Below are 24,583 nucleotides of genomic sequence, written 5' to 3'. Positions count from 1 at the left end.
CATGACCCTCAAGATCGCCGTCGCGCAACTGAACTTCACGGTGGGCGACACCACCGGCAACGCCCGGAAGATCATCGACGCCGCCCGCGCCGCGCATGCCGCCGGCGCGCGCCTGCTGCTCACGCCCGAGCTGTCGGTGTGCGCGTACATCGCGGAGGATTCTGTTTCTGCGTCCGTCGTTCATCGCCGCCTGCGATGATGCCGTGAAAACCATCGCCCGCGAGACGGCGGGGTTGCAGGACATGGTGATCGTGGTCGGCCACCCGGTGGGGCGCGACCAGCGCTCGCGCAGCATCAGCGTGGCGCAGCGCACCAACGCCGCCAGCGTGATCCGCGAGGGCCGCGTGATCGAGACCTACGCCAAGCGCCTGCTGCCCAACTACCAGGTGTTCGACGAGCGGCGCTACTTCGTGCCGGGGCAGGGCACCTGCGTGTTCCAGGCCGGCGGCGTGAGCGTGGGCCTGCTGATCTGCGAGGACGCCTGGTTCGAGGAGCCCGCGCAGCTCGCCAAGGAGGCCGGCGCCGAGCTGCTGGCCGTCATCAACGCCTCGCCCTTCCACGTCGGCAAGGGCTACGAGCGCGAGGCGATGATGATCGAGCGCGTGAAGGACTGCGGCCTGCCGCTGGTCTACGCCCACCTGGTGGGCGGGCAGGACGAGGTGGTGTTCGAGGGCCAGTCCTTCGCCGTGCAGGCCGACGCGCGGCTGGCCGGGCGCGCCTACAGCTTCGTCGAGCAGCTTTATTACGTGGACGTGGCGCGTGAAAGCGGCGGTGGCGACGACGCCCTGCACCTGGCCGCCGACACCGCGCCCGCGCGCGACAACGACGCCGACCTGTGGGACGCGCTGGTCATGGGCCTGCGCGACTACGTGGGCAAGAACGGCTTCAAGTCGGTGGCGCTGGGCCTGTCGGGCGGCATCGACTCGGCGCTGGTGCTGGCGCTGGCGGTGGATGCGCTGGGCAAGGACCACGTGCACACCGTGATGATGCCCAGCCCCTACACGGCAGGCATCAGCCTGGAGGACGCGCGCGAGATGGCGCGGCGCCTGGGCGTGCGCCACGACGAGATTTCCATCCTGCCCGAGTTCGAGAGCTTCAAGCAGTCGCTGGCCCCGCTGTTCGCCGGCAAGCCCGAGGACACGACGGAGGAGAACATCCAGGCGCGCATCCGCGGCGTGATGCTGATGGCGCTGTCCAACAAGCACGGCCACCTGATCCTGACCACCGGCAACAAGAGCGAATACGCCGTGGGCTACTGCACGCTGTACGGCGACATGTGCGGCGGCTTCGCGCCCATCAAGGACGTGGTGAAGACCAAGGTCTTCGCGCTGGCGCGCTGGCGCAACGCGCACGACCCGTACGGCACCGGCGCCGACCCGATCCCCGAGCGCATCATCACCCGCCCGCCCAGCGCCGAGCTGCGCCCCGATCAGACCGACCAGGACAGCCTGCCGCCCTACGAGGTGCTGGACGCCATCATCGAGCGCTACATGGAGAACGACTTGGGGCTGGCCGAGCTGGTGGCCGAGGGCTTCAGGCAGGACGACGTGGAGAAGGTCACGCGCCTGATCAAGTTCAACGAGTACAAGCGCCGCCAGTCGGCCGTGGGCACGCGGGTGACGCACCGCAGCTTCGGCAAGGACTGGCGTTATCCTATTACCAACAAGTTCAGGGCCTGACGCCCCTTTTTTTCCGGAGAGCACCGCATGAAACAGATCACCGCCGTCATCAAACCCTTCAAGCTGGAGGAAGTGCGCGAGAGCCTGGCTGAAGTGGGCGTGACCGGCCTGACGGTGACCGAGGTCAAGGGCTTCGGCCGCCAGAAGGGCCACACCGAGCTGTACCGCGGCGCCGAGTACGTGGTGGACTTCCTGCCCAAGGTCAAGGTCGAGGTGGTGGTGCCCGACGGCGAGGTCGAGCGCTGCGTGGAGGCCATCATCAAGGCCGCGCGCACCGGCAAGATCGGCGACGGCAAGATCTTCGTCTCGCCCATCGACCGCGTGGTGCGCATCCGCACCGGCGAGGAGGACGACGCGGCGGTCTGATTCGCGCCGCACCGGCCGCCGACCCGGTCCAAGGCCCGCGATGCGCTGCATCGCGGGCTTTTTTCTGCCCGACGGCAGGGGCGTCGTCGCCCAAGTGACAGCTTGCGCAGTCCGTCCAATCAGCCGGTTTACGATCGCGCTCAAAACCATTCACACAAGGAGACAAACCCATGCGACCGCACTACAAGTTCTGGCCCAAAGGGCTGCCCCACGCCCTTACCGTGCCCGCCACCTCGGTGTGGCACAACCTGAAGGTCAGCGCCGAGCGCTACCCGGACAAGGTGGCCCTGGCCTTCCTGGGGCGCGAGACCAGCTACCGTGCGCTGGCCGCGCAGGTCGATGCCCTGGCCGGCACGCTGCACGCCATGGGCGTGCAGCGCGGCGACCGCGTGATCCTGGACATGCAGAACACGCCGCAGCTGATCGTGGCGCACTACGCCATCCTGCGCGCCAACGCGGTGGTGGTGCCGGTCAACCCGATGAACCGGGCCGAGGAGATCAAGCACTACATCAGCGACTCCGACGCCAAGGTCGCCATCACCACCGGCGACCTGGCGGCCGAGATCGCCGCCGCCAGCGACGCCCTGCCGTCCGAGCAGCGGCTGGCGCACCTGATCGTCACCCAGTACACCGACGCCTTCGATGCCGATGCGAGCGGCCCCGAGGCGCCGGTGCCCGGCTGGCGCGACTGGCTGCTGACGCAGCATCCACTGCCCGCGCTGGCGGGCGGCAAGGTCACCCCCTGGACCGACGCGCTGGCCGCCGGCCACCCCGCGCCCGAGCACACCGTGGGCGCCGCCGACATGGCCCTGCTGCCCTACACCAGCGGCACCACCGGCCTGCCCAAGGGCTGCATCCACCCGCACTCCAGCCTGATGCACAACGCCCTGAGCGGCATGTACTGGGGGCTGGCCACCTCGGAGGTGGTGGGGCTGGTGGTGGTGCCGCTGTTCCACATCACCGGCATCGTCAGCGTGCTGCACTGCATGGTCGCCGCCGGCGGCACCATGGTCGTCATGCCGCGCTGGGACCGCGAGATGGCGGGCCACCTGATCTCGCGCCGCAAGGTCACCTCGTGGACCAACATCCCCACCATGGTGGTCGATCTGCTGGCCAGCCCCAACTTCGCCAGCTTCGACATGAGCAGCCTGTCTTACATCGGCGGCGGCGGCGCGGCCATGCCGCAGGCCATCGCCCAGCGCCTGCTGGAGCAGTACGGGCTGCGCTACGTCGAGGGCTACGGCATGACCGAGACGGCGGCGCCCTCGCACAGCAACCCCATGGACCACCCCAAGCAGCAGTGCCTGGGCATTCCCTTCATCACCACAGAGGCGCGCGTGGTCGATCCCGAGACCCTGCAGGAGATGCCCGTGGGCGAGCCGGGCGAGATCGTCGTGCACGGTCCGCAGGTGTTCCAGGGCTACTGGAAGCGGCCCGACGCCACGGCCGACACCTTCGTCGAGATCGAGGGCAAGCGCTTCCTGCGCACCGGCGACATGGGCCGCATGGACGAGGACGGCTACTTCTTCATGACCGACCGCCTCAAGCGCATGATCAACGCCAGCGGCTTCAAGGTGTGGCCGGCCGAGGTCGAGCTGCTGATGTACAAGCACCCGGCCATCCAGGAAGCCTGCATCATCGCCACCAAGGACGCCTACCGGGGCGAGTCGGTCAAGGCGGTGGTGGTGCTGCGGCCCTCGCACAAGGCCACCACGGCCGAGGAAATCATCGCCTGGTGCCGCGAGAACATGGCGGTCTACAAGGTGCCGCGCGCGATCCAGTTCGTCGATGCGCTGCCCAAGAGCGGCAGCGGCAAGGTGATGTGGCGCGTGTTGCAGGAAGCCGAACTGGAGAAATGACCCACCCCGCGCTTCCCCTCGCCATCCCCGCGAAGGCGGCGATCCAGTGCATTCCGCACAGCACCCCTGGATTCCCGTCTGCGCGGGAATGACGGCGTAGAGGCCGCCGCGCGCTTGCGGTTTCATGCGCTGCGGGTGTCGCGCGGGCGCCGCGTGCAACTGATTTGATAGCTGCTGGCGCTTGCCTGGCGGGCGCTGGCGGCCTATTTGGCATTTATCTTGGCGGCGGCCGCTGGATGTAGAGCTGGTCCGACCAGGTCGCCAGCCAGTGCGGGCGGAAGGCCACGCAGATCGCCGCCATCATGCCCGTCAGGAAGGCATCGCCCCAGGCCATGAGCCAGCGCGCCGCCAGGGCCGGCTCCAGGTCCACGGCGGTGGTCAGCGTGTGGCCCGTCCACTGCGCCAGCACGCCGGCCGCGAACATGCACAGCGCCGTGCCCAGGAAGGCGCGCCCCAGGATGTAGACGAACAGGTGGCGCCAGCCCCAGCGCCGCAGCGCCATGCCCAGCCCGAACGACAGCGTGGCCGGCGCGATGCCCAGCCACAGCGCCATGTCCACCTGCTGCGCCCAGCTCACGGACGCGATGAAGCCCACCGCCAGCGCCACCCCGCACAGCACCGGCACCGCCAGCGGCCAGCCCAGCGCCAGCCCGACCAGGCAGGCGCCCGAGAGCTGAAGCTGCACCGGCATGCGGTGCAGCCAGGGCAGCGCCCACAGCCAGGGCGTGATCACCAGCGCCGCCAGCAGCGGCGAGACCAGCCCCGGGTTGGCCAGCAGCCGCCACGGCCTGAAGGCCAGCGCCACGGCCAGCGCCAGCGCGACGAGGGTGGGGGGAAGCCAGTCCATGGGTGCCGGGAATGGCCGGCAAGCGTATCAGGCGCAGGGCCTTGGCGGCCTGGGGCGGGCCGCCGGGCGGCGCGGGGCTATGCTCCGCCCATGTTTCCGCCGCCCCTGACCTCCGCCGATCAACTGCTGCCGCACCTGCGATCCCAAGGCTACGCCGTGCTGGACGCCGACACGGTGCGCGCCCTGGCCGGGGTGCGGGCCGACGCGCTGGACGCCCTCGCGCGCGACTGGGACGACCTGCCGCCCGACCACCACCTGAAGGACGGCGGCCGCTACCGCCGGCGGCGCCACGCCTGCTTCGTGGCCGAGCACGGCGCGCTGCGCGACGTGCCGCACCGCGCCCACTGGCAGCCGCGCGACTACAACGCGCTGCACGGCGGCATCGAGCGCTGGTTCGAGCCGGTCCTGCCCGCCACGGTGGCGCGGCCCGCGTGGCGCGCGCTGCCGCTGTGGCTGGCGCGGGTGGCCGATGCGCTGCGCGGCACGCAGGCGTGGTGGGGCGAGGCGCACCAGTTCCGCATCGACACCACCGATGGCATCGGCCGCCCCACGCCCGAGGGCGCGCACCGCGACGGCGTGGACCTGGTGGCGGTGTTCCTGGTCGGCCGCCGCGCCATCACCGGCGGCGAGACGCGGGTGTTCGAGCTGGACGGCCCGCGCGGCCAGCGCTTCACCCTGCTGCAGCCATGGTCGGCGCTGGTGATGGACGATGCGCGGGTGATCCACGAATCGACGCCGCTCCAGCCTCGGGACGCCGGGCGCGTGGGCCACCGCGACACGCTGGTCGTCACCCTGCGCGCCGGCGGCTTCCCCACGCCGGCGTCTTGACGCTCGTCAATGCGCGCGGCGGCGAGGTGGTCACACTGTGGGCTGACCACAACCCAGCCAAGGAGCGCACCATGTTCAAGCACATTCTGGTTCCCATCGACGGTTCGCACACGTCGCTGCTGGCCGTCGACAAGGCGGCGGGCCTGGCCAAGACCTTCGGCAGCAAGCTGACGGCGCTGTACGTGATCGACCCCTATCCGTTCACCGGCGTCGGCGCCGAGTTCGCGCTGGGGCAGAGCCAGTATCTCAGCGCCGCCAAGGCCGAGGCCGGCGCGGCCTTGGGCGCCGCCGGCGAGCGCATGCGCCAGGCCGGCGTGGCCGGCGAGACCCGCGTCGTCGAGTCGCACGCCATCTGGCGCGGCATCCTGGACGCGGCCGAGCAGGACGGCGCGGACCTGCTCGTCATCGGCTCGCACGGCCGGCGCGGGCTGGAGATGCTGGTGATGGGCAGCGTCACGCGCAGCGTGCTGGCGCACAGCAAGATCACCACGCTGGTCGTGCGGGAGTGACCCGCGCGGCGCGCCTGTGCGCCTCGGCGGCAGTGGATTGCTCCTGAATAAATAGCTGCCGGCGCTTGATCGGCGGGCGCTGGGAGCCATATTCTTGCAAAAACGCCCGCGGGGCGCGGGCGTGCTTCGCGGTGCGCGGCGCGCCGGTCACTCCAGCTTGACGCCAGCGTCGCGCACGATCTTCTCCCACAGGTGGTAGTCGGCCGCCAGCTGCTTGCCGAAGGCGTCCGCGCTCATCGCCTGCGGCTCGGCGCCCTGGTCGTGGATGGCCTTCTGCATCTCCGGCGTGGCCAGCAGCTTGTTGACGGCGGCGTTCATCTGCTCCACCACCGGCCGGGGCGTGCCGGCGGGCATGAACACGCCGTACCAGGTGCTGATGTCGAAGCCCGGGAAGCCGCTTTCGGCCACCGTCGGCACGTCGGGCAGCGAACTGCTGCGCTTGGCCGAAGTCACCGCCAGCGGGCGCAGCTTGCCGGCCTTGACCTGGCCCATCGCCGATGGCACGGAAGACACCAGCAGATCGACGTTGCCGGCCAGCGCGTCCAGCATGGCCGGGTTGGAGCCCTTGTAGGGCACGTGGCGCAGCTTCACGCCCGCGGCCTTCTCGAACTGGTCGCCCGCCAGGTGGATGGTGGTGCCGTTGCCCGGCGAACCGTAGGTGATGGTGTCCGGCGCGGCCTTGGCGGCAGCCACCACGTCGGCCAGCGTCTTGTACTTGCTGCCCGCGCTGGTGGCGATGATCACCGGCGACCAGGCCACGTGCGCCACGGCCACGAAGTCCTTGACCGGGTTCCACGGCAGGCCCTTGTACAGCCAGGGGCCGACGACCAGGTTGTCCTTCTGGCCCATCACCATGTCGTAGCCGTCGGGCTTGCCCTTGGCCGCCTCGGTGATGCCCAGCGTGCCGCCGGCGCCGGCCCTGTTGTCGGGCACCACCGTCCACTTGTTGGCCTCGGTGAGCTTCTGCGACACCAGCCGGCCCAGGATGTCGGTGCCGCCCCCGGGCGGGAACGGGATGATCATGCGGATCGGCTTGTCGGGATAGGTCTGGGCCTGGGCCGCCGTGGCGATCAGGCCGACGGCGAGCAGGCAGGCGAGTGGGCGCGGCATGGTGGCGAGTCTCCGTGAGTGTTGTGAAACAGGTCAAGACGAGCGCCGATGTTAGCGCCCCGGCGCGCTGCGCCTTTGCCGCATCCGGCTACCTGCGCCAGCGCCAGGCGCGCCGTCAGCCGGTGGCTCCGTGACGGGAACAACCCTGGAACGTGGGCAGGCCGTCGCCGGCGCGCATCCAGGGCAGGTCATGGCTCAGCCACGAATTTCATTGGCCTCAGCCAGCGTGGATCGGGCAGCAGTTGCAGCCAGTGCGAGAGGCTCTTGCTCGGATAGCGGGGCCGGTAGCGCTGCACGCAACGCGTAAATTCGCTCCACGGCAGGTGATCCGAAAGCCGTGCCAGCACCAATCTGCCTTCGCGCATCTCTGCCCCTCAAAGGGGCAAGTTTGCCGCCCACCGTCGCGCTGCGGTCAGATCGTTTCGCAGCAAATATCGAGGAACTCCCTTTGCAGTCAGTCACTCGTCGAAAGACCGAAAGTGAATTGCCGGACCGTGGTGCATCTGACCCTCATTTCCGCTCGCAGCCTGAAGTGAGCCGCGTTGCGAAGCGGCGCCGGCTGGCGTGGCGGGCATCAGGTGCGCCACGTGACTTCCATGCCATTGATGTGGATGAGGAAGTCAGAAATGGGAACACCACTCTTCAGAGGAACCAGGCTCAGGCCAGGACCTTCAATTTCCCCGAGCACTTGCCCCCACTCGTCCATTCTTTCGTCTGCAAGAAGTTGCAGTTCCTGCTGGAAGAGCGGGGCATAAGGCGCAAAAGCCGGTTCGGGCTCAAGAAGACCTCCATACCAAGGGAAGTCGCACAGCTCGGGAACCAGCTGGATCAGTCCCAGAAGCTCAGCGCCTCGGTAGAGCTTGAAACGAGTTTCCACGATATTTATCCTGATGCATCAAGCTGCCTTGCGAAGCAAGGTCAGCCTGAATGAATTGTTAGGCCGCACGCGAGGCAAGGCGCTCACGCACGATCATCAGGGCAAATCCAAGCAGGTTGAGTCCTTGCCAACTGCCTGGGTCGCTGGCCTGAGGGTCGTCAGCGGCCAGGCCGATACCCCAGATGGAGTCTACGGGGCTGGCCTCGACCAACACCTTGTCTCCGGTTCTGCGTAGGAACTCAGCCAAGCGAGGATTTTGGTTGAATTTTGCGAAGTTGCCTTGGACGACAATCTCGAACCTGTGGCTATTCCATGTTGGATCATTGAACCCAATGACCTGTCGGCCAGAAGTCTTGGCAGCGCCTGGGCTTGTGGCTGCGAGAATGCGCCCGAGTGCGGCGGAGTCGCCAAACAGTCTGGCTTTCTCGGCCATCATGTAGTGCTCGGCCGTTGAGTAACTAACGCCATCCAGCTGGAATGGAGCTTCGTACCACTGGCTAAAGCAGCTACTGGATGGTGCCCCATCAGGCCGTGGGCGGTGCCCCCAGAAGTACAGGTATGAAAACTCCTCGCCCATGAGCTTGCGAGCGCGAAGGTCTTGGATTGATGTCGGAATAGCCATGCTCGATCTGCGGCCTAACGCCTGAATTAAGCCGCGCCGCAAAGCGGCGTCGGCTTGAATGAATTGTTAGGCCCCACCCCGAACGCGGCCTGCCTTGTTGATCTTGGCGTCGAATGAGCCGAGTAAGCTGATCAGCGCATTGGCCTCGTCCATGCCGTCAAAATTGCGAAACGCCGCTACAGCCACTTGGCTCGATGCGGGCAAGTCGTTGGAAGCCACGGCGGCCCGAGCATTCGGCAAAAACACCTGCCCAAGCCATTGCTCAAATGGGGTCTGGCCATATCCGAAAGCTGAAGTGACGCGGATTGACGGGGCGCTCGCTTCGTGGAGATGGCCGAGCCGGTGCAACTCAGCTTCGATGGCATCTAGTAGTGTTGTGAGCGAGGAATCTTGCATGGGACCTAACAAGAATTGGACGACTTCGCGCCTTGCGCCGCCAGTCGCATAGACAAGGGGTGCCATCACCACCCCCTCTTCAAGCACTCCGCCTCACCATTCAGGCCAACCGACGTATCAGCGGACGCCGTCCGCGGGCTCGGCGAGGCGAGAGTGCTTTCTCACATCCGCTCAAAAATCGCCGCGATCCCCTGCCCGCCGCCGATGCACATCGTCACCAGCGCGTACCTGCCGCCGGTGCGGTGCAGTTCGTGGATCGCCTTGACGGTGATGACCGCGCCCGTGGCGCCGATGGGGTGCCCCAGCGAGATGCCCGAGCCGTTGGGGTTGACCTTGGCCGGGTCGGCGCCCAGGCCCTTGGTGACGGCGCAGGCTTGCGCGGCGAAGGCTTCGTTGGCCTCGATCACGTCCATCTGCTCCAGCTTCAGCCCCGTCCTGGCCAGCACCGCCTTGGTGGCGGGCACCGGGCCGATGCCCATGATCTTGGGCTCCACGCCGGCGTGCGCGTAGCCCACCAGGCGCGCCAGCGGCCTGGCCCCGCGCGCCTTGGCGGCGGCGGCTTCCATCAGCAGCACGGCGGCGGCGGCGTCGTTGATGCCCGAGGCGTTGGCGGCGGTGACGGTGCCGTTCTCCTTCACGAACACCGGCTTCATCTTCTGGAAGTCCTCCAGCCTGGCGCCGGCGCGGAAGTGCTCGTCCTTGTCGAACACGACGTCGCCCTTGCGGCCCTTGCTGACCACGGGGACGATCTGGCCCTTGAAGCGGTCCTCCGCCCAGGCGCGTTCGGCGCGCTGGTGGCTTTCCAGCGCCAGCGCGTCCTGGTCGTCGCGGCTGATGCCGAATTCCTGGGCCACGTTCTCGGCCGTCACGCCCATGTGGATGGTGTGGAAGGGGTCGTGCAGCGCGCCGACCATCATGTCGATCAGCTTGGTGTCGCCCATGCGGGCGCCGAAGCGGGTGGCCAGGCTGGCGTAGGGCGCGCGGCTCATCACCTCGGCGCCGGCGCCGACGGCCACGTCGTAGTCGCCCAGCAGGATGCCCTGGCTGGCGCTGACGATGGCCTGCAGGCCCGAGCCGCACAGGCGGTTGACGTTCATGGCCGGCGTCTCCTTGGGGCAGCCGCCGTTGATGGCCGCCACGCGCGACAGGTACATGTCGCGCGGCTCGGTGTTGACGACGTGGCCGAACACCACGTGGCCGACGTCCCGGCCCTCCACTTGGCCGCGCGCCAGCGCCTCCTTGACGACCAGGGCGCCCAGGTCGACGGGCGGGATGTCTTTCAGGCTGCCGCCAAAGGTTCCGATGGCGGTGCGCACTCCGCTGACGACGACGACTTCACGGGCCATGATTCCGATCTCCTGCTTGGATGGGGGTGGGGGGAAAGGATGGAGTATGCATCCCCGCGTTTGGCGGCTGGCTGGCGCCGGACGGCCCGCCGCGTCATGCCGATGTCATGAAACCGTCATGCGCTGCCGCTAGGCTGGCGGCTGCGATGCAAACGCGGAGAACCCCCGTGACCGACGACGAACTCAAGCGCCGCCTGCACGGCGACCTGCTGGACGGCTACGACGAAGAGCTGGAGATGGAGCTGGAAGACCGCAGCGTGGACGAGCTGGCCGGCCTGCCGACCGAGGCCGCCGCCTACCGCGACGCGCGCCGGCGCTACTTCCGCGAGCTGTTCCGCCTGCAGGGCGAGCTGGTCAAGCTTCAGGACTGGGTGGCGGCGACCAAGCGCAAGGTGGTGATCATCTTCGAGGGGCGCGACGCGGCGGGCAAGGGCGGCGTCATCAAGCGCATCACCCAGCGGCTGAACCCGCGCGTGTGCCGCGTGGTGGCGCTGCCGGCGCCCAACGACCGCGAGCGCACGCAGTGGTACTTCCAGCGCTACGTGCCGCACCTGCCGGCCGGCGGCGAGGTGGTGCTGTTCGACCGCAGCTGGTACAACCGCGCCGGCGTCGAGCGCGTGATGGGCTTCTGCACGCCGGCCGAGCTGGAGGAGTTCTACCGCAGCGTGCCCGAGTTCGAGAAGATGCTGGTGCGCTCGGGCATCCAGATCATCAAGTACTGGTTCTCGATCTCCGACGAGGAGCAGGAGGTGCGCTTCCTGGGCCGCATCCATGACCCGCTCAAGCAGTGGAAGCTCAGCCCCATGGACCTGGAGAGCCGCCGCCGCTGGGAGGGCTACACGCGCGCCAAGGAGGAGATGCTGGAGCGCACCCACATCCCCGAGGCGCCCTGGTGGGTGGTGCCGGCCGACGACAAGAAGACCGCGCGGCTGAACTGCATCGCGCACCTGCTGTCGCAGCTGCCCTACGTGGAGACCGGCCGCCCCGGCATCATGCTGCCGGCGCGTGAGCGGCACGAGGACTACGAGCGCCACCCGGTGCCCGACAGCATGATCGTGCCCAAGGTTTATTGAGAGCCAAATCGGCCTCCAGCGCTTGACTGGCAAGCGCTGGCAGCTATTAAAAGCGTAGTATCAGCCGGCGTCGCGCACGTCCGCCACCGGCTCGGCGCCGAAGCCGGGCCGCGCCAGCCAGGCCAGCACGCGGCGCGCGGCCTCGTCGGGCGAGGTGAGCTGGCCCTTGGCCTTGAGCGCCTCGAAGTTCGCCCGGTCGGGGAAGGCCGCCGCGTCGGCGCCGCGCAATTGCACCTGCATGTCGGTGTCGATCACGCCCGGCGCCAGCGAGCACACCCGGGCACCGTTGGGCGCCTGCGCTTCTTCCAGCGCCACGCAGCGCGTGAAGTGGTCCATGCCGGCCTTGGCGGCGCAGTACGCGGCCTGCGAGGCCATGGCGCGCCGGCCCAGGCCCGAGGAGATGTTCAGCACCTTGCGCGCGCCCGCCCAGCCGCGCGTGGCGCCCAGGAAGGCGGCGGTCAGCAGCATCGGCGCCGCCAGGCCCACGTCCAGCGCCTGGGCCAGCTCGGGCGCCTGGGCGTCGCGCAGCGGCACGATGGGCGGGATCACCCCGGCGTTGTTGATCAGCGTGGCGCTGGCGTAGCGCTCGGCCGGCGTTTCGGCCAGCCAGCCGCGCAGGTGGGCGCTGGCGGCCTCGGCGTCGGCCAGGTCGGCCGACCACTGGATCAGCTCGGCCCCGGCGGCCAGCGCGCGCGGCGCCAGGTCGCCCTGGATGCGGCGCGAGAGGGTGATCAGCGTGTGGCCGGGCGCCAGCAGCTGCTCGGCCATCGCGTGGCCCATGCCGCGCGAGGCACCGGTGAGGATGAAGAGGTGGCGGGGGGCGGCGGTGTTCATCCCCGCAATCTACCGCATGCCTCGGGGCGGGAAAACGCCGCGCCCCTGCGGGCGCGGCGCCGCTGTGCCGCCCGGGCGCGGCGGATCAGAGGGAGATGGGCGACACCTTGGCCGCGCCCACCGCCGCGCCGGCCTCCAGGCCCACGTTGGTCAGGATGAAGCTGGCCACCGGCTGCTGCGCGGTCTGGGTGTCGATGGCGCCGTTGGCGCCCACCGTGCCCACCGCCACGGTCGCGTCGGCGCCGGCCGTCCAGCCCTTGCTGGCCTTGAACTTGTCCAGCGCCTCGCGGGTGTTGAAGACGTAGACCACCGCCTTCGACTGCCCGCCGGCCTGGAAGCCGATGGAGCCGGCCGTGGTGCTGTAGTAGCCGGTGGTGCGCCCGCCTTCGCGCAGCGCGCCGCGGCCGTAGTCGGCGCCGACCACGAAGGAGCCGCCCACCACCGACGGGAACACCAGCACGCCGGCCGAGCGCTGCACCAGCTCGCGCGAGCCGGGCACCGTGGTGTACAGGCGCGCCAGCGTCGAATCGACGCTGCGGTCCATGGCGGCGCGGGCCGAGGGGCCGGAGGCCTCGGAGCCGGCCGGCGTGGTGGTGCAGCCCACCAGGGCGATGCCGCCCAGGCCGACGGCGACGGCCAGGCCGATGGTGCGGAGTTGCGTGCGGAGTTGGAGCTTGTTCATAAGGGGATCCTCTGTCTGAAATACGTCGTATCGACGTTGACGCCAATTTAGGCGCGCCGCCGGGCCGGCCGCGTAGGACGGGGGCTCGTGGGCGTGGCGGATACGTTCGCGGCCTCGCGGGCCGGCACCGCCGGCGCGCGCTGTTCAGAACGGCGCCGCGCTTTGCAGCGCCAGCGCCTCGCCGGTGGCCGGGTGCGCCAGCCGCAGCGCGGTGGCGTGCAGCATCAGGCGCGGCGCGCCGTCGGGCGTGCCGTACAGCGCGTCGCCGACGATGGGGTGGCCGATGGCGTGCAGGTGCACGCGCAACTGGTGCGAGCGGCCGGTGACGGGCTCCAGCGCCAGGCGCGTGGTGCCTTCGTCACGCTCCAGCGGCCGCCAGCGCGTGCGGCTGGGCTTGCCCAGGGCCAGATCCACCTTGCTGCGCGGGCGGTTGGGCCAGTCGATGAGCAGCGGCAGGTCGATCTCGGCCCAGCCGTCTCCATCGGCGGGCGCATCGGGCCGGCCGTGCACCAGCGCCTCGTAGCGCTTGCGCACGCGGCGCTCGGCGAAGGCGGCGGACAGGCGGCGCTGCATCTCGGCGCCGCGCGCCAGCAGCATCAGGCCGCTGGTGGCCTGGTCGAGCCGGTGCACCACCCGCGCGTCGGGCCAGCGCGCCTGGGCGCGGCGGCTGAGGCAGTCGGCCTTGTCCTCGCCGCGCCCGGGCACGGCCAGCAGGCCGGCGGGCTTGACGAGGGCCAGCAGGTGGGCGTCTTCGTACGCCACCTGGAAATCTGAATGAAATAGGCTTCCAGCGCCCGTCTGGCAAGCGCTGGCAGCTATCGATGGCGTAGCGGCAGGCACATTGTCAGTCTGCTTCGATCAGCACCGCCAGCTCGTCGGCGCTCACGCTGCGGGCGCTGCCGAAGCCGGCCACCTGGCGCGCGCCGGTGAGCGCCAGGGTGACGAAGCGGAAGTCGGCCAGCGCGGTCATCGGCTCGGCCTCGGGAAAGCGCGCCAGGTAGGCGGCGCGGGCGCTGGTCCAGGCGTCGGAGCCGGGCTCGGGCGTGGTGGCCAGCGCCTCCAGCGTGACGCGGGGCAGGTCGTGCACCGGGGCGCCGTCCTGCTCGGCCGCGGCCACCAGCAGCGCCACGTGCGGGTCGGCCGCCATGTTGCCGGTGTGCGCCGCCAGGCCGCTGACGTGCAGCACGATGCGGCGCGCGGCGGTGTCGATGGCGAACGGCACCATCGACGCGAAGGGCGTGCCGCCGGCGGCGTCGCGCGTGGCCAGCGCGGCGGTGCGGCGCGCGCGCAGCAGCGCCCGCAGGGCGAGGCCGAGACGGGGCAGGTAGTGGCTCACGGCTTCAAGCGAAAAGTGCCGTTGGCGCAGGCGGGGCAAGCGCTGGCAGCTATCAAAACAATAGTTTTCACCACATTGCCCTTTCTGTCAGCGTATCGAGCCCCAGGAGCCCGATGGCTGCGGAGCAAGCCATGCCAGCGGCAGCCGTGGCCGGGGTTTCCCCGGCCAGTGGCTGCGCCCCCTCGAGGGGGGTGGCGCAACAGCGCGCGGCGCGTGGAGCCTGGGGGCGGTCACATCACTTTGCACAGCTCGAACACCAGCGCCGGGCCGAGCGCCTGGTTGAGCGACTTGGCGGCCACGTAGCCGGTGGAGATGGTGCCGACGGTGGAGGCCTGGAACTCGGAGGCGCCGGCGTCGTCGTGGATCTCGATGAAGGCCGCCGGGGTGCCGGCCTTTTGCAGCAGGCTGTCGCGCAGGCGTTCGATCTGGCTGGCGTTGGCGCCCTGGTCGTACACCACGGCGTCGGGCAGGTGCTGCGCGGCCAGGCGCTCGGCCTGGGCCATGTCCTCGGCGCTGTCCAGGATCAGGCCGTAGCCGGCCAGCGCCTGCAGGCACTGCGCGCGCCGCTGCGCGCTGTCCGAGACGATCAGCACGCGGCAGCCCTGGATGACGGCCGACACGCTGGAGGGGCCGACGCTTTCCTCGATGCCGGTGGCGAGCTGCTCCTCGGTCACCGGCGGCAGGCTGAGGGTGACGCGCACGTGGTCCTCGCGCATGGCCAGTTGCGCCACCGCGCCCACGGTGCGCGCGAGCTGGTGCCACAGCACCCAGCGCATGCTGCGCCACACGGTGTCGGGCACGGCGGTGGGCACGCACCACGCGGCCACGCGCAGGCGCGGGCGGCCGGTGCGGGCCGACTTGTCCACGCTGACGGCGATGTCGGAGGACAGCGCGCCGGCCCACATCAGCAGCTCGTCCACCAGCATGTAGAGCATGCTGGGGTCGGCGTACACGCGGGTCTGCGCCAGCCCCCGGCGCACGCTGACCTGGCGGCGCGTGAACCAGTCGCCGCGCGCGGTGAGCGCGGCGCGCGCCACGTCGGCCAGGTTCAGCAGCTCGCGCTGCTGCGGCGGCGGGTCTTCGCACAGGCGCAGCACGTGCTGCGCGGCCATGCCGGCCTGGCGCGCGCGCTCGACCGATTCGCTGACGGGGATCAGGCTGCGCACCAGGCTGGGCTCCAGCCGGTTCAGGCGCTCCAGCTGCTCGGCGGCGGCGTTGAGCGACATGGCCACTTCCTGCCCGAGCTGGCGCACCATGTCGGGCCAGGCCACGTTGGAGGTATCGGCCGCCAGGCCATGGTCGGCCAGGGCGTGGCCGTTGGGCTTGCCCGGCTCGGCGGCCGGGAAGGTGGGGTTTCGCCGCGTGCCTGGGCGCGGCGAGAACCAGTTCAGTGCCATGGTGGGTTCCTTCCCTGTCAAATGCGCGCGGGACCGTGGGCTGCACCGCGATTTTTTTCGCTGAGACCGGAAAGTATAGGTCGGCCGTGCCTGGAAGTAACGACTCTGGTTACATCTTCCGGGCCAGCGCCTGAGGGTCATTTCATCGTGCGCATGCCGAGCACGTCCAGTGGCGACACCTCGGGCGCCCGGTTGCCCCAGCTGGTGCGGATGTGGCTGAGCACGGCGGCGACCTCGGCGTCGGTCAGCGTCAGCGCGAACGGCGGCATGCCGTGGGGCAGGGGGTGGCCGGCGGTGGCGGCGCCGTAGCCGCCGAACAGCACGGTTTGCAGCAGGTTCTCGGCGCGCGGCAGGGTGACGGCGCGGTTGCCCGCCAGCGGCGGGAAGGCGCCGGCCAGGCCCTCGCCCTGGGCGCCGTGGCAGTCGGCGCAGTGCTGGTCGTAGATCCGCTCGCCGACGGCCGTCCGCCGGGCTGGCGTGGCGGCCGGCGCCGGCGCCGCGCCGGCCGTGGCGCCGGGCAGCGCCTTCAGGTGGGCGGCGATGGCGTGCAGGTCGGCGTCGTCCAGGTGCTGGGTGCCGTGCAGCACCACCTCGGCCATCGGGCCGGAGGCGCTGCCGGCGTCGGCCTGGCCGGTGCGCAGCAGGCGGGCGATCTCGGCCGCCGGCCAGTCGGCCACGCCGGCCTCGCGCGGGTTCAGCAGCGAGGGCGCGTACCAGCCCTGCGCGTCCATTGCGCCGCCGGCCAGGCTGGCCCAGTCGGCGCCGCCCAGGCGGTCGCGCGGGGCGTGGCAGGCCGAGCAGTGCGCCACGGCGCGCACCAGGTAGGCGCCCTGGTTCCATTCGGGCGGCCGGGCCGGGTCGGGCCGGAATTCGCCGGGGCGGAAGTACAGCGCGCGCCACACGGCCAGCGCGGCCTGCGTGCCGTAGGGCCAGCGCAGCGCGTGCGCCGGCGGGCGGGCGCGCACGGGCGGCAGGCCGTGGAAGTAGGTGAACAGCGCGTCGGCGTCGGCGCGCGTCATCAGCGTGGTGTGGGTGTAGGGGAAGGCTGGGATCAGCAGCCGCCCGTCGGCGGCGCGGCCGCGGTGCAGCGCGCGCCAGAAGGCGCCGGCGCTCCAGCGGCCCAGGCCGGTCTCGTCGTCGGGCGTGAGATTGCTGGTGTAGAGCGTGCCGAAGGGCGTGGCGATGGGCAGCCCGCCCGCGCCGGGCGCGCCGCCGCGCGCGGTGTGGCAGCCCAGGCAGTTGCCGGCGCGCGCCAGGTAGGCGCCGCGCGCCAGCAGCATGGCGGGGTCGCCGGCCACGGTGTGGTCGCGTTCGGTGTCGATGCCGTCGTTGTAGTTCAGGTGCCAGACCAGGCCGGCGGCGGCGAGGCCGGCCAGCACGGCGGTGGCCAGCAGTCCGCGCAGCACCCGGCGCGCGCGGCTCACTGGCGGGCTCCGGGCGCGGCGCCGCAGGGCAGCTCGGGCAGCTCGGTGCGTTGCGGCGCGGGGTGCGGGTCGGCCGGCACGGGCTGCAGGGCCAGCCAGGCGACCACGGCATAGGCGTCGCGGTCGTTCAGGCGCCGCGCCACGCCGGCCATGCAGTCGGGCGCGTGGGCGCGGCGCTGGCCGGTGCGCCAGCCGCCGAGCTGCGCCGTCAGGTAGTCGCGCGGCAGGCCGAGCAGGCCGGGCACGTCGGGCAGGGCGCCGGTCAGCCGGGGGCCGTGGCACTGGGCGCAGGCGGGCAGGCGCGCGGCGGCGTCGCCGTGCAGCGCCAGTTCGCGCCCGCGCGCCTGCACGGCCGCGGGCGGCGGGCTGGCTTGGGGCGCGGGCGGCGGGTAGGGCACCTGGAGCGCGGCGAAGTACTGCGCGATCTCCATCAGGTAGGCGTCGGAGAGCGGGTCCACCATGCGGGTCATCAGGCCGTAGTGGCGCCGGCCGTCGCGGAAGTTGCGCAGCTGGTTGTAGAGGTAGCCGGCGGGCTTGCCGGCCAGGCGGGGGTAGTAGCCGTCGGGGCCGGCGCGGCCCTGCTCGCCGTGGCAGAACGTGCAGGCCTGGGTGCGCCGCGCCATGCCGTCGGCCGGCTGCGCGAGTGCCGGGGCGGCAGGAAGCAGGGCCGCGAGGACGAAGCCGGCCAGCGTCCCTGGGCGGAACACTAGCGCACCAGGATCTCGACGCGGCGGTTCCTGGGCTCGTCCACTTCGTCGGCCGTGGGGGCGACGGGCTCGCGCTCGCCCCGGCCGGCGGCGTAGACGCGCAGCGGATTGAAGCCCTGGCCGACGATCAGCGCGCGCACCGCCTGCGCGCGTTGCAGCGACAGCGCGTCGTTCGACTCCAGGGTGCCGACGCGGTCGGTGTGGCCGGTGACGACGATCTCTCCGCCCGGCCGCTGGGTGGCGCGCGAGAGCACGTCGGCCAGCTCGGCGCTGGATTCCGGCGTCAGGCTGGAGGTGCCGGGCAGGAAGTACAGCGTGAAGCGCTCGGGCGGGCGCGGCTGCACGGACAGCAGCTGGGCGTAGCGCTGGCGCACGGCCTCGGGGTCGAGCTGCTCCACGTCCAGCGAGCGGTTGTACACCCCGGCCGACTCGTAGGGCCTGGACAGCACGGCCTTGCCGGGCCCGGCCGCGACCTCGACCGCGCCGGTGCCGCCGCCCTCCTGCGGCAGCAGCACCACCCGCGTGGCGGGCGCGCAGCCGGCGGCCAGCGCGGCGGCCACGGCCAGCAGGACAGCGGCTTTCACGGGTTTTCCTCGACGATGAAATCGGTGCCGCGCACGCCGATCACGGTGGTGGGCGTGGTGACCTTGACCTGCTCGGGCTTGAGCTTGGCGATCAGCCCCGTGGCCAGGCGCACGGTGCCGCGCAGCACGTTGACCAGCATGCCGCCCTCCTGCGTGGTGGTGTCGAAGCTGAAGTCGCTCAGGTCCACCACGCTCCCCGGGCCGACCGACAGCACGCTGCCGTCCTTCAGCACGATGGCGACGGCGCTGTCGGCGCCGGTCTGGATGCGGTCGGTGGCGCGCAGCGGACCACCGACAATGGCGGCCGCGCGCGCGTCGCCGCGCACCACCGTCACGTCGCCCTGCACGGTCTTGATGGTGCCGTCGCGCTGGTCGCCGGCATCGGCGCCTTGCGCGAGCGCGGCGGTGGCGCCGAGTTGCCAAGCGCACAGCAGCGCCAGCGCGGCGCGGGAAATGGAAAAGGTCATCGCTGAACTCCGTGGGGCCTGTCGCCTGCCCCGAAAGGCGCAACGCGGCATGGTACATCAGTGTTGTTTTTTTGATCATGAGAAGTGACCGACTTGCGCGCTGATCTCATCCTGGCGCCGATGGAGGGGCTGCTCGACCACGGCCTGCGCGACATCCTCACCCGCGTGGGCGGCGTGGACCGCTGCGTGTCGGAGTTCATCCGCGTCACCGACCAGCTGCTGCCGCCGCGCAGCTTCACGCGCGTGGTGCCCGAGCTGCTGCACGGCAGCCGCACGCGCGCCGGCGTGCCGGTGCGCCCGCAATTGCTGGGCTCCGACCCGGCGTGCCTGGCCGAAAACGCCGCCCGCCTGGCCGAGCTGGCGCCGGCCGGCATCGACCTGAACTTCGGCTGCCCGGCCAAGACGGTGAACCGCCACCGCGGCGGCGCCGTGCTGCTGGACGAGCCCGAGCTGATTCACCGCATCGTCGCCGCCGTGCGCCGCGCCGTGCCGCGCGCGGTGCCGGTGTCGGCCAAGATGCGCCTGGGCTACGACGACCACGCGCGCATGCTGGACTGCGCGCAGGCCATCGAGGCCGGCGGCGCCGCCGAGCTGGCGGTGCACGCGCGCACCAAGGCGCACGGCTACCGGCCGCCGGCGTACTGGGAGCACGTCGCCGAGGTGCGCGGGCACGTGCGTCTGCCGGTGATCGCCAACGGCGACATCTGGACCGCCGAGGACGCGGCGCGCTGCCGCGCCGTCACCGGCTGCGACGCGCTGATGCTGGGCCGGGGCATGGTGCGCCGGCCAGGGCTGGCGCTGGCGATCAGGCGAGGCGGGGACGCTGGTGATGGCGATCCCGCCGCGGACCATGCGCTGCTTGCCGCGCCCTGGGCTCGCCTGGTGCCGCTGCTGGCCGACTTCTGGGCCGACGTGTGTTCGCGCGTCGAGCGCCGTCACCGCGCCGGCCGGCTGAAGCAGTGGCTGAACTACCTGCGCCTGGCCTACCCCGAGGCGCAGCGGGCCTTCGACGCCCTGCGCGCGGTGAACGACGCCGACGCCATCGGCGCCTGGGTGCTACGGATTCAGGAGCTGCCAGCGCCCGGTGGGCGGGCGCTGGAGGCCGATTCGGCTTCATAGCCCGCCGCGACCGGCCGTCGTTGCGCTGCCGAAACGGCTCGCGGCTTGAGGTTTTTAAGCCAAATCGATCGCCAGCGCCCGTCCAGCAAGCGCTGGCAGCTATCAAATTTGAATGTTCAGTCGAGGAAGGCGCCAAAGCCCTGGGGCGGCTCGAAGCGCTTGCCGCGCCAGACCACGCGCGTGGGCACGGGCTCGGGCAGGGCGCGCGCCGGCACCGGGTGCGCGGGGTCGCCGGGGTAGCACAGCACGCGCGTCTCCGCGGTTTCCACCGGCTCGGGCTGGATCAGCGGCGGGCGGCGCGAGCGCGCGTCGGCCATGGCCTGCGCCACGCCGGCGTACTGCATCAGGTGCAGCAGGCTGACGATCTGCGGCGGCGCCATGTCGATGGCGTGCGCGCGGTACTGGCGCAGCGCCTCGCGCGGCGTGAGCCAGCGGGCGTCGGTCACCTCGAAGTCGTCCACCCGCGCCTCCTGCGCCGGCGGCGCGGCGGCCAGGAAGAAGCGGGTGTCGAAGCGCTTGTTCATCACCGCCGGCCGGCGCGGCGTGATCCAGCGCGACCAGGGCGCCAGCGCGTCGGTGTCGAACAGCGCGCCGTGCTCGGCCAGCAGCGCGTGCAGCGACTCGCCGGCGCGCAGACGGGTGCAGGTGGCGGCGCTGTGGCTGGCGACTTCCTGCGCGCCGCGTTGCAGAAACAGCAGGCCGGATTCCTCCGCCGCCTCGCGCGCGGCGGCCACGTACAGCGCCGCCGCCTGCGCGGGCGACAGCGCCGGCTCGCCCAGGCGCGCGTGCAGCTCGGCGGGCGGGCGGTCGAGCCGCGCCAGCAGATCGGGCGCGCCGTCGGCCGCATCGACCTTGCCGCCGGGGAACACGTAGGCGCCGCCCAGCACGGCCGAATCGGCGTGGCGGCGCATCAGCAGCACCTCCAGCCCCTGCGCGCCGTCGCGCAGCATGACCACGCTGGCGGCGTCGCGCGGCGGGGTGTCGACGACCTGATGGTTCAGTTCCATGGCGAGCATTGTGGCTTACAGTGCAGGGCTTTCAAGATCGCCACAGAGATGAGAGAGGATCACATGGACAGGATCGATTTCACCGGCCGCGTGGCCATCGTCACCGGCGCTGGCGGCGGCCTGGGCCGCCTGCACGCGCTGGCGCTGGCCGAGCGCGGTGCCAAGGTGGTCGTCAACGACCTGGGCGGCGCGGTGGACGGCAGCGGCGGCTCGGCCAGCGCGGCGCAGCAGGTGGTGGACGAGATCAAGGCGAAGGGCGGCGAGGCCGTCGCCAACGGCGCCTCGGTGACCGACTTCGCCGCCGTGCAGGCCATGGTGCAGCAGGCGGTGGACCAATGGGGCCGGGTGGACGTGGTGGTCAACAACGCCGGCATCCTGCGCGACAAGAGCTTCGCCAAGATGGAGCTGGCCGACTTCCGCCTGGTGCTGGACGTGCACCTGATGGGCGCCGTGCACCTCGCCAAGGCCGCCTGGCCGCACATGGTGGCGCAGAAATACGGGCGCGTGGTGGTGACCACCTCGTCCACCGGCCTCTACGGCAACTTCGGCCAGGCCAACTACGGCGCCGCCAAGCTGGCCCTGGTGGGGCTGATGCAGACGCTGGCCATCGAAGGCGCCAGGCATGGCATCCACGTCAACGCGCTGGCGCCCACCGCCGCCACGCGCATGACCGAGGGCGTGATGCCGCCCGAGGTGCTGGCCGCGCTGAAGCCCGAGGCCGTGGTGCCCGCCATGCTGGTGCTGGCCAGCGAGCAGGCGCCCACCCGCGCCATCCTCTGCGCCGGCGCCGGCACCTACGAGGCCGCCCACATCACCCTCACGCGCGGCCTGCACCTGGGCCTGGCGCCCGATACGCCCGAGCGCCTGCTGGCGGCGCTGGCCCAGGTGACCGACGGCGCCGGCCAGAGCGTGCCGCAGAGCGGTGCCGCGCAGGCCGACAACGAGGTAACGCAGGCGCTGGCGGCCCGCTGAGCGCGGGGAATTCGCGGCTGTGATAGGGTCGCGCACCCGACCTGAGAAGACACCCATGCACACGCTGAAGGACCGGCTGGCCGCGCTGACGCCGGAGCGCCTGCAAGGCATCCGCCGCGGCATCGAGAAGGAAAGCCTGCGCGCCGGGCCCGACGGCCAGCTCGCCCTGACGCCGCATCCGGCCGCGCTGGGCTCGCCGCTGACGCACCCGCACATCACCACCGACTTCAGCGAGTCGCAGGTGGAGCTGGTGACCGGCGTGCACGCCAGCGTGGAGGCCGCGCTGGCCGAGCTGACCGAGGTCCACCAGGTCGTCTGCCACGAACTGGCCGCGCTGGGCGAGGAGATGCTGTGGGCCTCCAGCATGCCCTGCGGCCTGCCCACCGACGAAACCATTCCGCTCGGCCGCTACGGCGGCAGCAACGTCGGCCGCGCCAAGAGCGTCTACCGCATGGGCCTGGGGCACCGCTATGGGCGGCGCATGCAGACCATCTCGGGCATCCACTACAACTGGTCGCTGCCGGGTGTGGGCAGCGACGCGTACTTCGGCCTGATCCGCAACTTCCGCCGCAACGCGGTGGTGCTGCTGTACCTGTTCGGCGCCTCGCCGGCCGTGTGCTCCAGCTTCGTCGCCGGGCGCGACCATGAATTGCAGCCGCTGGGCGAGCGCACCATGTACCTCCCCCACGCCACCTCGCTGCGCATGGGGCGGCTGGGCTACCAGAGCGACGCGCAGGCGTCGCTCGCCGTCAGCTACAACGGCCTGGAGGGCTACGCCGCCTCGCTGGAGGAGGCGTTGACCCGGCCCTACCCCGCCTACGAGGCCATCGGCATCCAGAACCCTGGCGGCGACTACAACCAGCTCGCCACCACGCTGCTGCAGATCGAGAACGAGTTCTACGGCACCATCCGCCCCAAGCGCGTGATCTTCCCCGGCGAGCGCCCGCTGCACGCGCTGCGCGAGCGCGGCGTCGAATACGTCGAAGTGCGCCTGATGGACCTGGACCCGTTCGAGACCATCGGCATCGACGCCCACACGGCCCGCTTTCTCGACCTGTTCCTGCTGCACTGCCTGCTGAGCGACAGCCCGCCCGACACGCCGGCCGAGATCGCCGCGCTCAAGGCCAACCAGCACCTGACCGCTGCGCGCGGCCGCGAGCCCGGACTGCTGCTGCAACGCGCCGGCCGTGGCGTGCCGCTGGCCGACTGGGCCGCCGGGCTGGTCGCCGAGCTGGCCCCCATCGCCGCCGCGCTGGACGCTGTGCACGGCGGCAGCGGCTACGCCGAGGCGCTGGCCCGCGCCCAGGCCGCGCTGAATGCGCCCGACACGCTGCCCTCCGCCCGCGTGCTGCAGACCCTCCAGCGCGAGCATGGCGACAGCTTCATCGGCTTCGCGCGCGAGCGCTCGCGCAGCACCCGCGCGGCGCTGCTGGCCCTGCCCTACGGCGCTGACCTGAAGGCGCGCTTCGACCGCATGGCGGTCGAGTCCGTGGCCGAGCAGAAGCGCATCGAGGCGGCCGACAGCATGCCGTTCGAGATCTACCGGCGCGAATACACCTCGCCGGCGCGCCTCGGTCGCCGCGCCGTCGCTGCGTGAATTTGCCGACGCGCCGCCAATTCGCGGCCGGCTTGCTCGTCGCGTTGGCATTGGCCGGCTGCGAGCGGCGCAAGACCGCCGCGCAGCCCGTGCCCGCAGGCGCCACCGTGCTGGCGCTGGGCGACTCGCTCACCCACGGCACCGGCGCTCCGCCGCAGGCGGCCTACCCCGTCGTGCTGGCGGAGCTGACGGGCTGGAACGTCGTCAATGCCGGCGTGCCCGGCGACACCTCCGCCCAGGCGCTGGCCCGGCTGCCCGCGCTGCTGGCCGAGCACCGGCCGCAGCTCGTCATCGCCAGCATCGGCGGCAACGACTTCCTGCGCCAGTTGCCCGAGGCCGAGACGCGCGCCAACGTCGAGGCGATCTGCCGGCAGGCGTTGCAGGCCGGCGCGCAGGTGCTGCTGGTCGCAGTGCCGCGCGCCACCGTGCTGGCCGCCCTGGGCCAGATGACCGACCACACGCTGTACGCCGACGTGGCCCGCCAGCTGAAGATTCCGCTGCAACGCGAAGGCTGGGGCGAGGTGCTGGCGCGGGAAGATCTGCGCTCCGATACCGTGCATGCCAACGCCAGGGGCTACGCCCAGTTCGCCCGCAGCCTGCAAGGCACGGCCGTGGCGGCGGGCCTGCTCGGGCGCTGAAGTTATTGGTTAAATAGGCCGCCAGCGCTTATGCAGCAAGCGCTGGAAGCTATCGATAATGTAGCCTTTGGTGCTACTCGATGTTCTGCACCTGAAGCGTGAGATACGCTGCAAGGGATTGATCTACATGGGATTTTGAGGTCTCGCCCCGAATTTCCCCCACGATTTACCCCACAGGATGCGTGGGCTGGTGGGGGATGGCATGACACGGTGGGCAGGTGGCGTGCGCATGATCGGGGGAAGTCTATCAGTCGGTTTGCTCGATCAAACGGGCGCTTGCTGCGCGGCACGGTCGAGGCAGCGACGC

Annotated in this window: 26 protein-coding genes and 1 pseudogene; 10 read left to right on the top strand and 17 right to left on the bottom strand. The window is 71.1% G+C overall.

Going from position 1 to position 24,583, the window contains the following annotated elements:
• Position 1: 1 nt before the first annotated feature.
• From QM772_RS05065 to QM772_RS05055, 3 genes and pseudogenes are all read left to right on the top strand, one after another.
• Positions 2-1,679: pseudogene (locus QM772_RS05065) on the top strand (NAD+ synthase).
• Positions 1,680-1,706: 27 nt separating this feature from the next.
• Positions 1,707-2,045, top strand: a complete 339-nt coding sequence (locus tag QM772_RS05060) for a P-II family nitrogen regulator (RefSeq protein WP_415134363.1) — start codon at positions 1,707-1,709, stop codon at positions 2,043-2,045.
• A gap of 170 nt (positions 2,046-2,215) precedes the next feature.
• Positions 2,216-3,904 carry a long-chain fatty acid--CoA ligase gene (locus tag QM772_RS05055; RefSeq protein WP_415134362.1) on the top strand — a complete coding sequence of 563 codons (1,689 nt, stop codon included), beginning with the start codon at positions 2,216-2,218 and terminating at the stop codon, positions 3,902-3,904.
• A 214-nt stretch (positions 3,905-4,118) separates the two neighbouring features.
• Here QM772_RS05055 and QM772_RS05050 read toward each other — a convergent pair whose 3' ends face one another.
• Positions 4,119-4,751, bottom strand: coding sequence for a hypothetical protein (locus QM772_RS05050; protein WP_415134361.1), 633 nt, complete (start codon positions 4,749-4,751; stop codon positions 4,119-4,121).
• Positions 4,752-4,841: 90 nt separating this feature from the next.
• Here QM772_RS05050 and QM772_RS05045 point away from each other — a divergent pair, with 90 nt between their 5' ends.
• Together QM772_RS05045 and QM772_RS05040 are read left to right on the top strand one after the other, a co-directional pair.
• Positions 4,842-5,579 carry a 2OG-Fe dioxygenase family protein gene (locus QM772_RS05045; RefSeq protein WP_415134360.1) on the top strand — a complete coding sequence of 246 codons (738 nt, stop codon included), beginning with the start codon at positions 4,842-4,844 and terminating at the stop codon, positions 5,577-5,579.
• Positions 5,580-5,650: 71 nt separating this feature from the next.
• Positions 5,651-6,088, top strand: a complete 438-nt coding sequence (locus QM772_RS05040; RefSeq protein ID WP_415134359.1) for a universal stress protein — start codon at positions 5,651-5,653, stop codon at positions 6,086-6,088.
• A 147-nt stretch (positions 6,089-6,235) separates the two neighbouring features.
• Here QM772_RS05040 and QM772_RS05035 read toward each other — a convergent pair whose 3' ends face one another.
• The 6 genes from QM772_RS05035 to bktB form a co-directional block, all read right to left on the bottom strand.
• On the bottom strand, positions 6,236-7,198 hold the full coding sequence (locus QM772_RS05035) for a Bug family tripartite tricarboxylate transporter substrate binding protein (RefSeq protein ID WP_415134358.1): 963 nt from the start codon (positions 7,196-7,198) through the stop codon (positions 6,236-6,238).
• 188 nt (positions 7,199-7,386) lie between these two features.
• Entirely contained in the window at positions 7,387-7,563 is a 177-nt protein-coding gene (locus tag QM772_RS05030) for a DUF4372 domain-containing protein (protein WP_415134357.1), read from the bottom strand.
• A 209-nt stretch (positions 7,564-7,772) separates the two neighbouring features.
• Positions 7,773-8,075 (bottom strand): hypothetical protein, encoded by a 303-nt coding sequence (locus QM772_RS05025; protein ID WP_415134356.1) that lies wholly within the window; start codon positions 8,073-8,075, stop codon positions 7,773-7,775.
• A 58-nt stretch (positions 8,076-8,133) separates the two neighbouring features.
• Positions 8,134-8,652, bottom strand: a complete 519-nt coding sequence (locus QM772_RS05020) for an NADAR family protein (RefSeq protein WP_415139469.1) — start codon at positions 8,650-8,652, stop codon at positions 8,134-8,136.
• A 111-nt stretch (positions 8,653-8,763) separates the two neighbouring features.
• A complete protein-coding gene (locus tag QM772_RS05015) occupies positions 8,764-9,093 on the bottom strand; it encodes a YqcC family protein (protein ID WP_415134355.1) in 330 nt (109 codons plus the stop codon).
• Between the two features lie 161 nt (positions 9,094-9,254).
• Positions 9,255-10,439: a beta-ketothiolase BktB gene (bktB, locus tag QM772_RS05010; protein ID WP_415134354.1), complete on the bottom strand. Its 1,185-nt coding sequence runs from the start codon at positions 10,437-10,439 to the stop codon at positions 9,255-9,257.
• A 167-nt stretch (positions 10,440-10,606) separates the two neighbouring features.
• Between bktB and ppk2 the strand changes: the two genes are divergently transcribed.
• Positions 10,607-11,512, top strand: a complete 906-nt coding sequence (gene ppk2, locus QM772_RS05005; RefSeq protein WP_415134353.1) for a polyphosphate kinase 2 — start codon at positions 10,607-10,609, stop codon at positions 11,510-11,512.
• A gap of 60 nt (positions 11,513-11,572) precedes the next feature.
• Here ppk2 and QM772_RS05000 read toward each other — a convergent pair whose 3' ends face one another.
• From QM772_RS05000 to QM772_RS04960, 9 genes are all read right to left on the bottom strand, one after another.
• Positions 11,573-12,346 carry an SDR family NAD(P)-dependent oxidoreductase gene (locus tag QM772_RS05000; RefSeq protein ID WP_415134352.1) on the bottom strand — a complete coding sequence of 258 codons (774 nt, stop codon included), beginning with the start codon at positions 12,344-12,346 and terminating at the stop codon, positions 11,573-11,575.
• An 85-nt stretch (positions 12,347-12,431) separates the two neighbouring features.
• Positions 12,432-13,028 (bottom strand): YSC84-related protein, encoded by a 597-nt coding sequence (locus tag QM772_RS04995; protein WP_415134351.1) that lies wholly within the window; start codon positions 13,026-13,028, stop codon positions 12,432-12,434.
• Positions 13,029-13,172: 144 nt separating this feature from the next.
• Positions 13,173-13,790 carry an RluA family pseudouridine synthase gene (locus tag QM772_RS04990; RefSeq protein ID WP_415134350.1) on the bottom strand — a complete coding sequence of 206 codons (618 nt, stop codon included), beginning with the start codon at positions 13,788-13,790 and terminating at the stop codon, positions 13,173-13,175.
• A gap of 82 nt (positions 13,791-13,872) precedes the next feature.
• Positions 13,873-14,364, bottom strand: a complete 492-nt coding sequence (locus tag QM772_RS04985; RefSeq protein WP_415134349.1) for a pyridoxamine 5'-phosphate oxidase family protein — start codon at positions 14,362-14,364, stop codon at positions 13,873-13,875.
• A gap of 230 nt (positions 14,365-14,594) precedes the next feature.
• Positions 14,595-15,761 carry a hypothetical protein gene (locus tag QM772_RS04980; RefSeq protein WP_415134348.1) on the bottom strand — a complete coding sequence of 389 codons (1,167 nt, stop codon included), beginning with the start codon at positions 15,759-15,761 and terminating at the stop codon, positions 14,595-14,597.
• Positions 15,762-15,898: 137 nt separating this feature from the next.
• Entirely contained in the window at positions 15,899-17,185 is a 1,287-nt protein-coding gene (locus QM772_RS04975) for a c-type cytochrome (RefSeq protein ID WP_415134347.1), read from the bottom strand.
• A complete protein-coding gene (locus tag QM772_RS04970; protein WP_415134345.1) occupies positions 17,182-17,892 on the bottom strand; it encodes a c-type cytochrome in 711 nt (236 codons plus the stop codon). Before QM772_RS04970 ends, QM772_RS04975 begins: the two co-directional genes overlap by 4 nt.
• Positions 17,892-18,476, bottom strand: a complete 585-nt coding sequence (locus QM772_RS04965; protein WP_415134344.1) for an OmpA family protein — start codon at positions 18,474-18,476, stop codon at positions 17,892-17,894. Before QM772_RS04965 ends, QM772_RS04970 begins: the two co-directional genes overlap by 1 nt.
• Complete coding sequence (locus tag QM772_RS04960) at positions 18,473-18,943, bottom strand: FecR domain-containing protein (protein WP_415134343.1); 471 nt, start codon at positions 18,941-18,943, stop codon at positions 18,473-18,475. Before QM772_RS04960 ends, QM772_RS04965 begins: the two co-directional genes overlap by 4 nt.
• Positions 18,944-19,063: 120 nt before the next feature.
• On the opposite strand from QM772_RS04960, the gene QM772_RS04955 reads away from it, so the two are divergent.
• Complete coding sequence (locus tag QM772_RS04955; protein ID WP_415139467.1) at positions 19,064-20,062, top strand: tRNA dihydrouridine synthase; 999 nt, start codon at positions 19,064-19,066, stop codon at positions 20,060-20,062.
• A 116-nt stretch (positions 20,063-20,178) separates the two neighbouring features.
• On the opposite strand, the gene QM772_RS04950 is transcribed toward QM772_RS04955, so the two are convergent.
• Positions 20,179-21,069, bottom strand: coding sequence for an NUDIX hydrolase (locus tag QM772_RS04950; RefSeq protein ID WP_415134342.1), 891 nt, complete (start codon positions 21,067-21,069; stop codon positions 20,179-20,181).
• Positions 21,070-21,132: 63 nt separating this feature from the next.
• Here QM772_RS04950 and QM772_RS04945 point away from each other — a divergent pair, with 63 nt between their 5' ends.
• Genes QM772_RS04945 through QM772_RS04935 form a run of 3 tightly spaced genes read left to right on the top strand, consistent with a single transcriptional unit; the run spans position 21,133 to position 24,276 of the window.
• Complete coding sequence (locus QM772_RS04945) at positions 21,133-22,041, top strand: SDR family NAD(P)-dependent oxidoreductase (protein WP_415134341.1); 909 nt, start codon at positions 21,133-21,135, stop codon at positions 22,039-22,041.
• A 55-nt stretch (positions 22,042-22,096) separates the two neighbouring features.
• Positions 22,097-23,638, top strand: a complete 1,542-nt coding sequence (gshA, locus tag QM772_RS04940; protein ID WP_415134340.1) for a glutamate--cysteine ligase — start codon at positions 22,097-22,099, stop codon at positions 23,636-23,638.
• A gap of 32 nt (positions 23,639-23,670) precedes the next feature.
• Positions 23,671-24,276 (top strand): GDSL-type esterase/lipase family protein, encoded by a 606-nt coding sequence (locus QM772_RS04935; RefSeq protein WP_415134339.1) that lies wholly within the window; start codon positions 23,671-23,673, stop codon positions 24,274-24,276.
• The last annotated feature ends 307 nt before the right edge of the window (positions 24,277-24,583 follow it).

The organism is Ottowia sp., assembly GCF_047601385.1.
Taxonomy (GTDB): Bacteria; Pseudomonadota; Gammaproteobacteria; order Burkholderiales; family Burkholderiaceae_C; genus Ottowia.
Note: the sequence above shows the minus strand (reverse complement) of the source record. Positions and strands in the feature narration are given on the sequence as shown.

Coding starts and splice junctions, on each gene's coding strand:
- QM772_RS05060 (WP_415134363.1), top strand. CDS start 1,707: ATGAAACAGATCACCGCCGTCATCAAACCCTTCAAGCTGGAGGAAGTG.
- QM772_RS05055 (WP_415134362.1), top strand. CDS start 2,216: ATGCGACCGCACTACAAGTTCTGGCCCAAAGGGCTGCCCCACGCCCTT.
- QM772_RS05050 (WP_415134361.1), bottom strand. CDS start 4,751: ATGGACTGGCTTCCCCCCACCCTCGTCGCGCTGGCGCTGGCCGTGGCG.
- QM772_RS05045 (WP_415134360.1), top strand. CDS start 4,842: ATGTTTCCGCCGCCCCTGACCTCCGCCGATCAACTGCTGCCGCACCTG.
- QM772_RS05040 (WP_415134359.1), top strand. CDS start 5,651: ATGTTCAAGCACATTCTGGTTCCCATCGACGGTTCGCACACGTCGCTG.
- QM772_RS05035 (WP_415134358.1), bottom strand. CDS start 7,198: ATGCCGCGCCCACTCGCCTGCCTGCTCGCCGTCGGCCTGATCGCCACG.
- QM772_RS05030 (WP_415134357.1), bottom strand. CDS start 7,563: ATGCGCGAAGGCAGATTGGTGCTGGCACGGCTTTCGGATCACCTGCCG.
- QM772_RS05020 (WP_415139469.1), bottom strand. CDS start 8,652: ATGGGCGAGGAGTTTTCATACCTGTACTTCTGGGGGCACCGCCCACGG.
- QM772_RS05015 (WP_415134355.1), bottom strand. CDS start 9,093: ATGCAAGATTCCTCGCTCACAACACTACTAGATGCCATCGAAGCTGAG.
- bktB (WP_415134354.1), bottom strand. CDS start 10,439: ATGGCCCGTGAAGTCGTCGTCGTCAGCGGAGTGCGCACCGCCATCGGA.
- QM772_RS05000 (WP_415134352.1), bottom strand. CDS start 12,346: ATGAACACCGCCGCCCCCCGCCACCTCTTCATCCTCACCGGTGCCTCG.
- QM772_RS04995 (WP_415134351.1), bottom strand. CDS start 13,028: ATGAACAAGCTCCAACTCCGCACGCAACTCCGCACCATCGGCCTGGCC.
- QM772_RS04980 (WP_415134348.1), bottom strand. CDS start 15,761: ATGGCACTGAACTGGTTCTCGCCGCGCCCAGGCACGCGGCGAAACCCC.
- QM772_RS04960 (WP_415134343.1), bottom strand. CDS start 18,943: ATGACCTTTTCCATTTCCCGCGCCGCGCTGGCGCTGCTGTGCGCTTGG.
- QM772_RS04955 (WP_415139467.1), top strand. CDS start 19,064: ATGGAGGGGCTGCTCGACCACGGCCTGCGCGACATCCTCACCCGCGTG.
- QM772_RS04950 (WP_415134342.1), bottom strand. CDS start 21,069: ATGGAACTGAACCATCAGGTCGTCGACACCCCGCCGCGCGACGCCGCC.
- QM772_RS04945 (WP_415134341.1), top strand. CDS start 21,133: ATGGACAGGATCGATTTCACCGGCCGCGTGGCCATCGTCACCGGCGCT.
- gshA (WP_415134340.1), top strand. CDS start 22,097: ATGCACACGCTGAAGGACCGGCTGGCCGCGCTGACGCCGGAGCGCCTG.